Source organism: Parolsenella sp. (assembly GCF_982402205.1).
In genome coordinates this window covers 1-11037 of record NZ_CEVYAT010000038.1, presented here as the reverse complement: position 1 = coordinate 11037, position 11037 = coordinate 1, and the positions used below count along the sequence as shown (strand labels likewise).

Here is an 11037-nt window from a genome sequence, read left to right as displayed (position 1 = left end):
TCTACGGCCGCTGCGTGGGCCGTGCCCTCGAGCGCGCCTTCGACGGCGCCCCCGCCGCCGACGAGCGCTTCCTCGTCGAGGAGAGGCCCGGCATCGCGCGCCTCTTCGCCGAGGCACTGCGCATCTCGGCCCGCCTTGCCGCCGCACGCCAGGCCCCCGACGAGGCGCTGGTCGATTTCGTCTTCACCCAGGACGCCCTGCTCGAGAAGTTCGGCCTTGCCGAGGTTGCCTGCGTGCTCGACCCCGTCGAGCTCGCCGCCGCGCTCAAGGCAGACGAGCTCCAGCGCTCGAACCGCTGCATGATTCCGCTGCCGCTCGGCTTTGGCCGCGTGCGCTTCACCTCGCTCGAGGACGACATGATCGCCGAGCACCTGGGCGCCTGGTGCAAGTCGCGCCGCAAGCTGGCCCGCCGCCGCGCCCGCGAGGCCTAACGCCGCGCCCAAGGCGAGAGGCCCGCTCCTCTCGCCACGCATTCTTACTTTGGTTCCCATACCTGGGACAATAGATGCCAGGCACCTATTGTCCCATTCGTCGAAAGGACAGACATGGCAGACGAGAAGGCATGTGCCGTGCGCGTGGCCAAGCTGCGCGCCATCATGGAGGAGCGCGGCTATGACGCCGTGATTCTGCGCAACAACCCGGACCTGCGCTGGCTCACCGGCTGCGAGCGCACGTTCGACGACGAGGTGGCCCACACCGCCGTCATCACGCCCACGCGCCAGATGCTCCACACAGACTCGCGCTATTACAACACCTTCTGCGAGCGCCTGGGTGCGGACACCGCCTGGGAGCTCGACCAGACGATCGTTGGCGCCGAGGAGTGGGCGGCCGACCGCATCGTCGAGGCCCGCGCCCGCGTCGTGGCCGTCGAGGACACCTGCACGCTCGAGTTCTACGACGCCCTTCAGGTTGCCCTCGCCGCCCGCTCCGTGGCGCCCGCCCTGCCGCGCCTGCACGGCGACCTCATCCGCGCCCGTGCCGTCAAGGATGCCGAGGAGGTCGAGCTCATGCGTGCCGCCCAGCGCGTGACCGATGCCGCCTTCCGCCACATCTGCGGCTACATCAAGCCGGGCGTCACCGAGCAGCAGATCCGCGCCGAGCTCGAGAACTACATGCTCTCCCATGGCGCCGACGACCTGTCGTTTGGCACGATCATCGCGAGCGGCCCCAACGGCGCCAACCCGCACGCCCAGCCGGGCCCGCGCGTGGTCGAGAAGGGCGACATGATCGTCATGGACTACGGCGCCACCGTGGCCGACTACCACGCCGACATGACGCGTACCGTGTGCGTGGGCGAGCCCTCCGAGGAGCAGCGCCACGTCTATAACGTCGTGCGCCAGGCCCATGAGGAGTGCGCCGCCATGGCCTGCGCGGGCGTCATCGGCAAGGACGTCTACGACCACTCGGTCAAGGTCATCAGCGACGCCGGCTACGGCGACTACTACAAGCACGGCCTGGGCCACGGCGTGGGCGTCGAGATTCACGAGGAACCCAACTTCAACCGCCGCAACACCGAGCCTATCCCCGCGGGCGCGGTCATTACCATCGAGCCGGGCATCTACCTGCCGGGCAAGTTTGGCATTCGCCTCGAGGACTTTGGCCTGGTCACCGAGGACGGCTACGAGCCCTTCACCGAGTCCCCGCACGAGCTCACCGTCATTCCCTGCTAGTTCTAGCTCATTGTTTTGTCAAGAAGGCATATCAACTTCTTGACAAAAGGCACCGGGCGCATGGCGTTATTGCCAATTGCCCGGTGCCTTTCTTCTAAATTGCCAAAAATAATCGATGAACGGTAGCGTTATGTTTGGCACCTAACCTAGCGGTAACGTTGTGTGGTCAGGACTTATGCGGATAAGCTGCCAATTTGGCAAGTATATAAATTACATATATGGCAAAGACTGCATATTATATAAATGCGAGAGATAAAAGCTTTAACCAATTTAATTCACACCGTTGGCAAACGGTTTGTCCACAATTGGCCCTAGTCCGTATATTATTTCTTACGTCCCGCACGTACCCCATTTACTGCATGGGAGGTAGGAATGGTAGGGATTGTCCTAGCAAGTCATGGCGAGCTTGCGGCGGGCGTCCGGCAGACGGGCTCCATGGTCTTTGGTGACCAGGAGAACGTCGCGGTCGTGAGCCTCGAGCCCTCCATGGGTCCTGATGACTTCAGGGCCAAGCTCGAGGAGGCGGTAAGCCAACTCGAGGACCAGGAGCAGGTCCTGTTCCTGGTTGACCTTTGGGGAGGCACGCCGTTCAACCAGACGAGTGCCCTCGTCAAGGGTCACGACACCTGGGCCATCGTCACGGGCCTGAACCTGCCGATGCTCATCGAGGCCTACTCGGCGCGCATGGATGCGTCGAAGACCGCGCATGAGATCGCGGCTCACCTCGTCGGCGAGGGTCGCAAGGGCGTGCGCGTCCTTCCCGAGGCGCTCGAGCCCGCGGCTGCGGTCGCGGCTCCGGTTGCCAAGGCTGGCGCTGGTGCCATTGCCCCGGGTACGGTCCTTGGTGACGGTCACATCAAGATCGCCCACGTCCGCATCGACACGCGCCTGCTTCACGGCCAGGTTGCTACGACGTGGACCAAGACGATCGCCCCTGACCGCATCATCGTCGTCTCCGATGGCGTCGCCCACGACGAGCTGCGCAAGACCATGATCGAGCAGGCCGCGCCTCCGGGAGTTCCGGCCAACGTCGTGCCCATCAGCAAGATGATCGAGGTCACGAAGGACCCGCGCTTTGGTGCCACCAAGGTGATGCTTCTCTTCGAGAACCCCCAGGATCTGCTTGCTGCCATCAAGGGCGGTGTCGACATCAAGAAGGTCAACATCGGCTCGATGGCGCACTCCGTGGGCAAGGTCGTCGTGACCAACGCCGTCGCCATGGGCGCCGACGACGTCAAGGCGATCGAGGAGCTCAAGAGCCTCGGCGTTGAGTTCGAGGTCCGCAAGGTTCCGTCCGACAGCTCCGAGAACATTGACGCCATGCTCAAGAAGGCAAAGGCCGATCTGGCCGCTCAGAAGTAAGGGAGGGTTTGACTCATGTCTCCAATCACGATCATTCTCATCGTCATTGTTGCCCTCCTGGCTGGTATGGAGGGTATTCTCGACGAGTTTGAGTTCCACCAGCCTCTGGTGGCCTGCACGCTCATTGGCCTCGTTAGTGGTCACCTGCAGGAGGGCATCATCCTCGGCGGCCAGCTTCAGATGATTGCCCTTGGCTGGGCCAACATCGGCGCTGCCGTTGCCCCGGACGCCGCTCTCGCCTCCGTCGCCTCCGCCATCCTCATGGTGCTGGCCCTCAACGGTGGCAACGCCGACGCCCAGACCGCGATCAACACCTCCGTGGCCCTGGCCATCCCGCTGTCCGTCGCTGGCCTGTTCCTCACGATGATCTGCCGTACCCTCGCCACCGCCATCGTCCACGCGATGGACGCCTGCGCCGAGAAGGGCGACTTCAAGGGCATCGAGGTCTGGCAGGTTGTTGCCATCCTGATGCAGGGTGTTCGTATTGCCATTCCGGCCGCGCTGCTCTGCGTCATTCCTGCTGAGGCCGTCACCAGCGCCCTCAACGCTATGCCCGCTTGGCTGTCCGGCGGCATGGCCGTCGGCGGTGGCATGGTCGCCGCAGTCGGCTACGCCATGGTCATCAACATGATGGCGACCAAGGAGGTCTGGCCGTTCTTCATCCTCGGCTTCGTCCTCGCCGCCATCTCTCAGCTTACGCTCATCGCCCTTGGCCTCATCGGCATCTCGCTCGCCCTCATCTACCTTGGCCTTAAGGACATGGCCAAGCAGGGTGGTAACGGCGGCGGCTCCGGTGACCCGCTCGGCGACATCCTGAACGACTACGAGTAGGAAGGGAGAGTGACTGACATGGCACAGGACAAGATCGAACTTACCTCTGCTGACCGCAAGAAGGTTTGGTGGCGTCATCAGTTCCTGCAGGGCTCGTGGAACTACGAGCGCATGCAGAACGGCGGCTGGTGCTACTCGATGATCCCCGCGATCAAGAAGCTCTACCCGGCCAAGGAAGACCAGGTTGCCGCCCTCAAGCGTCACCTCGAGTTTTACAACACGCACCCCTACGTCTCCAGCCCGGTTATCGGCGTGACCCTGGCCCTCGAGGAGGAGCGCGCCAACGGTGCTCCCGTTGACGACGCCGCCATCCAGGGCGTCAAGGTTGGCATGATGGGCCCGCTGGCCGGCGTTGGCGACCCCGTGTTTTGGTTCACCGTGCGCCCGATTCTCGGCGCCCTCGGCGCGTCCCTCGCGCTGGGCGGCTCCATCCTCGGCCCGATTCTGTTCTTCGTGGCCTGGAACGTCATTCGTATGGCGTTTGAGTGGTACACGCAGGAGTTTGGCTACAAGGTCGGCTCTTCCATCGCCAAGGACCTCGGCGGCGGCATGATGGGCAAGATCACCGAGGGTGCCTCCATCCTTGGTATGTTCATCATCGGCGCGCTGGTCCAGCGCTGGGTCTCGATCTCCTTCACCCCGATCGTCTCCCAGATCACCCAGCAGGACGGCTCCTACATCGACTGGTCCCAGATTCAGGGCAACGCCGATGGCATCAAGAGCGCCCTTACGCAGTACTCCTCGCTCGGCGCGACCGGTCTTGATCAGATTAAGACCACCACGCTCCAGGGCAACCTCGACCAGCTCATTCCTGGCCTGGCCGCCGTGCTGCTGACGCTGCTGTGCTGCAAGCTCCTCAAGAAGAAGGTCAGCCCGATCGTCATCATCCTGGCTCTCTTCGCCGTGGGCATCATCGGCCGTCTCCTCGGCTTCATGTAAGATGTGCTCGCGAGGCATCCGCGCAATCGGCTGCCGCAACAAGTAAGTCTGGGCGGGCCGCCTCCAGTTCTCTGGGCGGTCCGCCCTCTTTGGTAAGGAGAGGCGCATGGCGCAGTCACTCAACACAAAGGTCGAGCTCACGATTAAGGCAACCTCGTTCATGGGCCTCGCCACCTACGGCGACATGATGGTGGGCGACCGCGCGCTCGAGTTCTACAACGAGCGCAACCGCGAGGACTTCATCCAGATACCGTGGGATTGCGTCGACCACATCGCGGCCTCGGTCATGAATCGCGACAAGACCATCGCGCGCTTCGCCGTCTTCACGACGCTCAACGGCAACGCCTTCTCGTTCTCGACGCGCGACAACAAGAAGACGCTGCGCGCCATCCGCGACCACATCGGCGATGACAAGCTCGTGCGCTCGCCCACGTTCTTTGGCGTGCTCAAGCGCGGCGTCGCGAGCATTCCGGGCAACGTCAAGAGCCTCGTGAGCCGCAAGAAGTAGGGGGCGCCGCGCTTCTCCTGCCGCGCCCATCGTTCTTCTGCTGCCTCCACTGAGCACCCGCTTTTACGCGGCTGGTCCATCGAGCACCCGCTTTTACGCGTCCGAATCTTTGAGCACCCGCTTTTACGTGCTAGGAAGCCTCCCAGCACGTAAAAGCGGGTGCTTGTTTGCATCAATGGGGGAGCGGGGACAAGGGGACGTGTCTTTTGTCCCCGCTCTGGTTGCCGTGGCGTCATGCCTGACGAGGGCTCGACGCTCCTTCGTTCGCCACTTGCGAATGCGGGCTCTAACTGGCGGGGCCGGTGCCATACCTCTCTCAACCATCTTGGCCGGAATCGTGCCCGTCCGTCCCGTGCGTGCGTTGCTGCTGGTAGCTGCTGCTACACATAATCGACAGGCTCGGTATGCTAGAATTTTCAAATGCATGAACGTATGTGGCCCGCCACCGTTGGGCCAAGACAGGAAGAGAGTCTTTAGATGCAGCAGATCAGCACCGCCGAGTTCAAGAACGGCATGGGCCTCAAGATCAAGGACAAGATCTATACGCTCGTCGAGTTCCAGCACGTCAAGCCGGGCAAGGGCGGCGCCTTCGTTCGCTACAAGATCAAGGATCTGCGCTCCGGCCGCGTCATCGGCGACCAGACCTGCAACGCCGGCTCCAAGTTCGACTCCGTCATGCTCTCCACCAAGGAGATGCAGTACCTCTACAACGACGGCGACAACTACTACTTCATGGATATGGACACCTACGAGCAGATTCCCGTGTCCACGGACTTCATCGGCGAGAACTACAAGTGGCTCAAGGAGAACGATACCTGCCAGCTCATGTACGCTGATGACGACCTGCTGACCGTCCAGCCTCCCATGTTCATCGAGGCCGAGATTACGAAGACCGACCCGGGCTTCAAGGGCGACACCGTCCAGGGCGGTGGCAAGCCTGCCACCATCGAGACTGGCGCCGTCATCCAGGTCCCGATGTACCTCAACGAGGGCGACGTCATCAAGGTCGACACCCGCGAGGGCAAGTTCGTCGCCCGCGTCTAGCTTCACCCGTCACTTGCCCGCGCGTCAATCCGGCGCGCGGGCTCATTCACCTCGAAAGGGGCAGACATGAGCAATGAGCTGAGAATCGCCGGCATGGGCGTTTCCAAGAGCGTCATCACCACGATCGTGAGCGGTGCGGCCGAGAAGGTCGAGGGCGTTGCCTCCGTCTACGGCAAGGACATCGCGAGCGGCATCATCGCCATGCTGACCTCCAAACCCCAGCCGACGACCAATGCCGTCGAGGCCACGGTTGCCGAGGACGACTCCCTTGCCATCACCGTGAGGCTCGCCGTCTTCTTTGGCTACCCGTTCACCAAGCTTGCCGCCGACGTGCGCGAGGCCGTTGCCACCGCCGTCGACGCCCAGATTGGCGTGCGCGTCTCGAGCATCGACGTCTGCATCGACGAACTCGTCTTCCCCAAGGAGTAGCCTTGTCTTCTCGTTCTCACCACATCGGTGGGCGCACGCTGGCCCGTTGCCAGGCGCTGCAGCTCATGTTCCAGGCCGAGGCCTGTGGCCGTTCCGTCGCCGACGTGCTCGCTGGCGAGTACGCGGTTGATCCCGGTCCGCTCGACGAGTACGGCGAGTTCCTCGCTCGCGGTGCCGACGAGTGCCGCAGCGACCTCGACCACGTGCTCTCTGGCGCCACGCGCAACTGGAGCCTTTCGCGCATGTCCGCGACTGACCGCAACCTGCTGCGCATCTCCCTGTACGAGATGCTCCACAACGATGAGGTGCCCGTCTCGGTTAGCATCGACGAGTGCGTTGAGCTCGCCAAGGACTTTGGCAGCTCCGATGAGTCGTCCCGCTTCGTGAACGGCATCCTCGGCCTCATCGCCGCCCAGCTCGACGAGGGCGTCGACGTTGTGGCCGTGGCCCGCGAGCGAGCTGCCAAGGAGGCCGCCGAGGCCGCTGAGCGTTCTGCCCGCGAGGCCGAGGAGCGAGCCGCCCAGCAGCAGGCCTATGAGGACGAGTACGGCTATGGCGACTACGCCTACGAGGACGGGCCCGTCTCCGAGCAGGGCGCTTCCGCTGACTCTTCGTCTGACGACGTGCCCGCCTGGGCCAACGAGGGCGAGTAGCTCAGATGGCCAAGGGTCCAGACACCTCGGGATACGAGCGCTTCTCAGACGTGACTCAGCGCCTCGACGAGATCATTGGCGCCGTGCGCGACAAGAACACCTCGCTCGAGCGCTCGCTCGACCTTTTCGACGAGGCCATCGCTCTGGGCACGCGTGCCGTTGACCTGGTCGATAAGGCCGCCTTCTCGCCGGAGGAGCGTGAGCGACTGGCCGAGCCTGTGGGGGAAGGCGACGATTCCTCTCCTTCCGCCGAAGACGGCGATGCTGTCTCGACCAATGGCTCCGACGCCGCCGAGCAGGGCGACTCCTCGACTGTTGCTTCCGAGGGCAAATAGCCTTGGGCAAGCGTAGGCTCGACGAGGAGCTCGTTGCCCAGGGGTACTTTAGGTCTCGCGACGACGCGATGCGTGCCGTTATGGCCGGCGACGTCTCGGGACCTTCAATGCGTTATACCAGCGCCGGGACGCAGGTGCGTCCCGGCTGCGAGCTGCATGTGCGCGGCTCGATTCCGTATGTGAGTCGCGGCGGGCTTAAGCTCGAGCGCGGCCTTGACTATTTTGGTGTTGACCCCACGGGTCTTACCTGCGTAGACGTGGGCTGTTCCACCGGTGGCTTTACCGATTGCCTGCTCTCTCGCGGGGCCGCTCACGTTACGTCTGTCGATGTTGGCTACGCGCAGTTTGACTGGTCGCTGCGCCAGGACGAGCGCGTGACGCTGCTCGAGCGCACCAACATCGTCGACGTTCCCACCGCCGAGAACCGTGGAAGCTATGACCTGGCCGTGTGCGACGTGTCGTTTACCTCGGTCATAACGATTCTGCCCGCCGTCTGCGAGCTTTTGGGCCCGCAGGGGCGTTTTCTTACCCTGGTGAAGCCGCAGTTCGAGGCGGCTCGCGAGGACGTGGGAGAGGGCGGCGTCGTGCGCCGCCCCGAGGTGCGTCGCGCCTGCGTGGAACGCGTGGCGCAGGGCCTCAATGAGGCTGGCCTTGCCGTGGCGGGCTGCTGCGAGAGCGCGATCACGGGCGCCAAGGGCAACCACGAGTACCTGCTGCTGGGCGTTCGCGGCGGCGAGCCTGCTGAGCTTGACCTCTCATTCATTGGGTAGACCAAGCAGCTCATTGTGTATGGGGTGATAAGCGCCGCCGCCGTCAGTTTGCAGCAAACGACCGACTCTGGCGTAGTTGCCAGCGGCCATATATTGCTATTAGCTGACTCTGTCTAACTCGAAGAAGCCGGCGGACGATATCGAGCCGCAAACAAACGGGCGCCAGCGACACGATGGGTCGCTGGCGCCCGTTGGCGTGCGTATGTGCCGGTCGCGTCTCGAGGCAACACGACCGGCCAGGCCCCGCTACATGATCTTGGTGCTCTCGAGCTTCTTCTCGACCCACTCGTTGAGGTGGATGATAGGACGCCTCAACACGAGGCCCAGCAAAAGCGACGGGATGATGAACAGCGCGAGCGTGCCCAGGCAGGTCCAGAAATCGTTGCCGTAGAGACCAAACATCGCGGCGCGCATCGCGTTCTCGGCGTGGACGAAGGGTAGGAACGGATAGATCGCCTGGAAGGCCTGGGGAAGCATCTGCACCGGGAACGTGCCGCCCGAGCCCGCCACCTGGATGACCATGAGCACAACGGCGATGGCCTTGCCCACGTCTCCAAACGACGCCGTGAGCGCGTAGATGATATTCACGAACGTGAAGCTCGCGACCCAGCAGGCCACAAAGAACAGCAGGGGGTTCGCGCACTGCGTCCCTAGGAAGTAGAGGTCGCCGGCGCAGATGAGCGAGCTCTGCAGCAGACCCACCAGCGCAAAGAGAAAGAGACGGGCGAGATAGCCCTGCGTGGGGTTGAGTCCCAGCTCCTCGGCGATCTTCTCGCTCGGGTTGGTCTTAACCAGAGCCGCGAGCACCACGCCGCCAATCCAGATGGCGAGCGTCGTGTAGAAGGGCGCCATGGCGCTGCCGTTGTTCTCGATGGCATAGAGGGGCGTGCGGTCGACCGAGACGGGCGAGGAGATGAACTCGGCAAGCGAGGTGGGGTTGGCCGTGAGGATGTCGCGTACCTGCTGCAGGTCATCGGAGTCGAGCGCGGCGCGCAGGCTCGTGTGCAGGTTGGAGAGCTGGCCAGCGGCCTTCTCGAGGGCGTCTGCGGTGCTGTTGAGCGAGCTCGTGGCGTCGCCGAGCGTCGAGGCGGCAGCGCTGGCCGTCGAGCCCACGGAGCCGAGCGTGTCATCGAGGCTCGCCACAATGTCGTCGGCACCCGAGGACGCCTCGGAGATCTGCCCCGCAAGCGTCGCGAGCGTGCCCTTGAGGTCTGCCTCGTAGGTGCCCTGGACCTGGCCGATGCCTGCCTTGGCGGTCTCGACGGCGCTCTTGAGCTCGTCGCGTACCTGCTCGGTATTGTTGCGCACGCTGTCGATGTTGGTCTGTGCCTCTCCAAGCTTGGTCGCGAGCGTGGTCATCTCGTCTGCGGAAGTGCGCAGGCGCTTGGCGTTCTCGGTGGCCTGGTCGCGCAGGCTCGCGGCCGCGTTGTAGGCGCGGGTGAGGGCCTCGTAGCGGATGGCGTAGTCGGCCGCGGTGGGGTCGAGGGCCTGGCGCTGCGCATCGATGCTGTCCATTGCGGTGGAGGCCGAGGCGGCGGCATTGTCGAGCTTGGCGGCGAGGTCACTCAGCTTGGTGGCGTTGCTCGTGGCGAGGTCTGCCGCGCGGCCCAGGGCGTCCCTCAGATCGCTCGTGGGCTTGTCGGCTGCATCGAGCGCGGCGTCGATGGCGCTGCCCACCGAGTCGATGCTGCCGGCGCTGCTCGCCAGGGCGTCGTTCAGCGAGTCGGTGGTGCCGTCGAGGGCGTTGCCGAGGTCGCGCACGTTGCTCGCCGTCGCCTGCAGGGTGCCGCTCACGTCGAGGGTGGAGGACAGCGAGCTCGAGAACGAGCCCGAGCCGGAGTCGAGCAGGCCCTGCGTGGAGGAGAGGATGTCGGCAAAGCCGCGGATGTCGCTCGCGGTCGAGGCGAGCGTGTCGCAGCCGCGCGAGATGGCGTTGTCGAGCTTGTCGGCCACCTCGGAGAGCTTGTCGTCGTCGAGGACGCCGCCCAGCTGCTCGAGCGCGCCCGAGCCCACGGTGGTCACGGACTCGGCGAACGAGGCGTCGATGTCACTCTCGATGGCGGTGCTCGCCTTGTTGGTCACGATCTGGGCAATCGCGTTGCTCTTCTCGTTCTGATAGAACTTGACCTGCGGCTTCACCGGGTTGGACGACAGCGCCGTCATCATGTCGGTCGAGAAGTCCTCGGGAATCACCACGGCGGCGTAGTACTCGCCGGAGCGCACGCCCTCGATGGCCTCCTGCTCGGTCGTCACGGTGTAACCAATGGAGGTCGATTTGCGCAGGTCTGCCACGACGTGCTCGCCAAAGTTGAGCTCGATGGGCAGGATGTCCGAGCTAAAGCCCTTGTCAGAGTTGGCTACGGCCACCTTGAGGTTGGCGGTGCTGCCGTAGGGGTCCCAGGAACCCGCGATGTTGAACCAGGCGTAGAAGGTGGGCACCACGATCATGCCCACGAGTACCACGAGGGCGATGACGTTACCGCGGATGCTCGACAG

At 63.9% G+C, this 11037-nt stretch carries 11 protein-coding genes and 1 pseudogene; 11 read left to right on the top strand and 1 reads right to left on the bottom strand.

Features of this window, described 5'->3' with window-relative positions; all coding sequences use genetic code 11:
• The 11 genes and pseudogenes from AC1VTH_RS03635 to AC1VTH_RS03585 all read left to right on the top strand — a co-directional run.
• Positions 1 to 431 (top strand): annotated as a pseudogene (locus AC1VTH_RS03635) (hypothetical protein); the annotation flags it as partial.
• 114 nt (positions 432 to 545) lie between these two features.
• The gene (locus tag AC1VTH_RS03630; RefSeq protein ID WP_481334737.1) at positions 546 to 1670 is read left to right on the top strand and encodes a M24 family metallopeptidase; all 1125 of its coding nucleotides are present in this window, start codon (positions 546 to 548) and stop codon (positions 1668 to 1670) included.
• 372 nt (positions 1671 to 2042) lie between these two features.
• Positions 2043 to 3032, top strand: coding sequence for a mannose/fructose/sorbose PTS transporter subunit IIB (locus tag AC1VTH_RS03625; protein WP_481334736.1), 990 nt, complete (start codon positions 2043 to 2045; stop codon positions 3030 to 3032).
• Between the two features lie 15 nt (positions 3033 to 3047).
• Positions 3048 to 3863: a PTS mannose/fructose/sorbose transporter subunit IIC gene (locus tag AC1VTH_RS03620; RefSeq protein ID WP_293673418.1), complete on the top strand. Its 816-nt coding sequence runs from the start codon at positions 3048 to 3050 to the stop codon at positions 3861 to 3863.
• Between the two features lie 18 nt (positions 3864 to 3881).
• The gene (locus tag AC1VTH_RS03615) at positions 3882 to 4802 is read left to right on the top strand and encodes a PTS system mannose/fructose/sorbose family transporter subunit IID (protein WP_481334734.1); all 921 of its coding nucleotides are present in this window, start codon (positions 3882 to 3884) and stop codon (positions 4800 to 4802) included.
• 106 nt (positions 4803 to 4908) lie between these two features.
• Complete coding sequence (locus AC1VTH_RS03610; protein ID WP_481334732.1) at positions 4909 to 5310, top strand: DUF956 family protein; 402 nt, start codon at positions 4909 to 4911, stop codon at positions 5308 to 5310.
• A gap of 477 nt (positions 5311 to 5787) precedes the next feature.
• A complete protein-coding gene (gene efp / locus AC1VTH_RS03605; RefSeq protein WP_293673421.1) occupies positions 5788 to 6354 on the top strand; it encodes an elongation factor P in 567 nt (188 codons plus the stop codon).
• Between the two features lie 66 nt (positions 6355 to 6420).
• Positions 6421 to 6783, top strand: coding sequence for an Asp23/Gls24 family envelope stress response protein (locus AC1VTH_RS03600; protein ID WP_293673422.1), 363 nt, complete (start codon positions 6421 to 6423; stop codon positions 6781 to 6783).
• 2 nt (positions 6784 to 6785) lie between these two features.
• A complete protein-coding gene (nusB, locus tag AC1VTH_RS03595; RefSeq protein ID WP_481334731.1) occupies positions 6786 to 7436 on the top strand; it encodes a transcription antitermination factor NusB in 651 nt (216 codons plus the stop codon).
• A gap of 5 nt (positions 7437 to 7441) precedes the next feature.
• Positions 7442 to 7771: an exodeoxyribonuclease VII small subunit gene (locus AC1VTH_RS03590; protein ID WP_481334730.1), complete on the top strand. Its 330-nt coding sequence runs from the start codon at positions 7442 to 7444 to the stop codon at positions 7769 to 7771.
• A gap of 2 nt (positions 7772 to 7773) precedes the next feature.
• The gene (locus AC1VTH_RS03585; RefSeq protein ID WP_481334729.1) at positions 7774 to 8541 is read left to right on the top strand and encodes a TlyA family RNA methyltransferase; all 768 of its coding nucleotides are present in this window, start codon (positions 7774 to 7776) and stop codon (positions 8539 to 8541) included.
• A 246-nt stretch (positions 8542 to 8787) separates the two neighbouring features.
• Here the strand turns inward: AC1VTH_RS03585 and AC1VTH_RS03580 are convergent.
• Positions 8788 to 11037, bottom strand: a 2250-nt coding sequence (locus tag AC1VTH_RS03580; protein ID WP_481334728.1) for a YhgE/Pip domain-containing protein, incomplete at its 5' end; no start/stop codon positions are given.

Coding starts and splice junctions, on each gene's coding strand:
- AC1VTH_RS03610 (WP_481334732.1), top strand. CDS start 4,909: ATGGCGCAGTCACTCAACACAAAGGTCGAGCTCACGATTAAGGCAACC.
- AC1VTH_RS03615 (WP_481334734.1), top strand. CDS start 3,882: ATGGCACAGGACAAGATCGAACTTACCTCTGCTGACCGCAAGAAGGTT.
- AC1VTH_RS03620 (WP_293673418.1), top strand. CDS start 3,048: ATGTCTCCAATCACGATCATTCTCATCGTCATTGTTGCCCTCCTGGCT.
- AC1VTH_RS03600 (WP_293673422.1), top strand. CDS start 6,421: ATGAGCAATGAGCTGAGAATCGCCGGCATGGGCGTTTCCAAGAGCGTC.
- AC1VTH_RS03630 (WP_481334737.1), top strand. CDS start 546: ATGGCAGACGAGAAGGCATGTGCCGTGCGCGTGGCCAAGCTGCGCGCC.
- AC1VTH_RS03590 (WP_481334730.1), top strand. CDS start 7,442: ATGGCCAAGGGTCCAGACACCTCGGGATACGAGCGCTTCTCAGACGTG.
- efp (WP_293673421.1), top strand. CDS start 5,788: ATGCAGCAGATCAGCACCGCCGAGTTCAAGAACGGCATGGGCCTCAAG.
- AC1VTH_RS03625 (WP_481334736.1), top strand. CDS start 2,043: ATGGTAGGGATTGTCCTAGCAAGTCATGGCGAGCTTGCGGCGGGCGTC.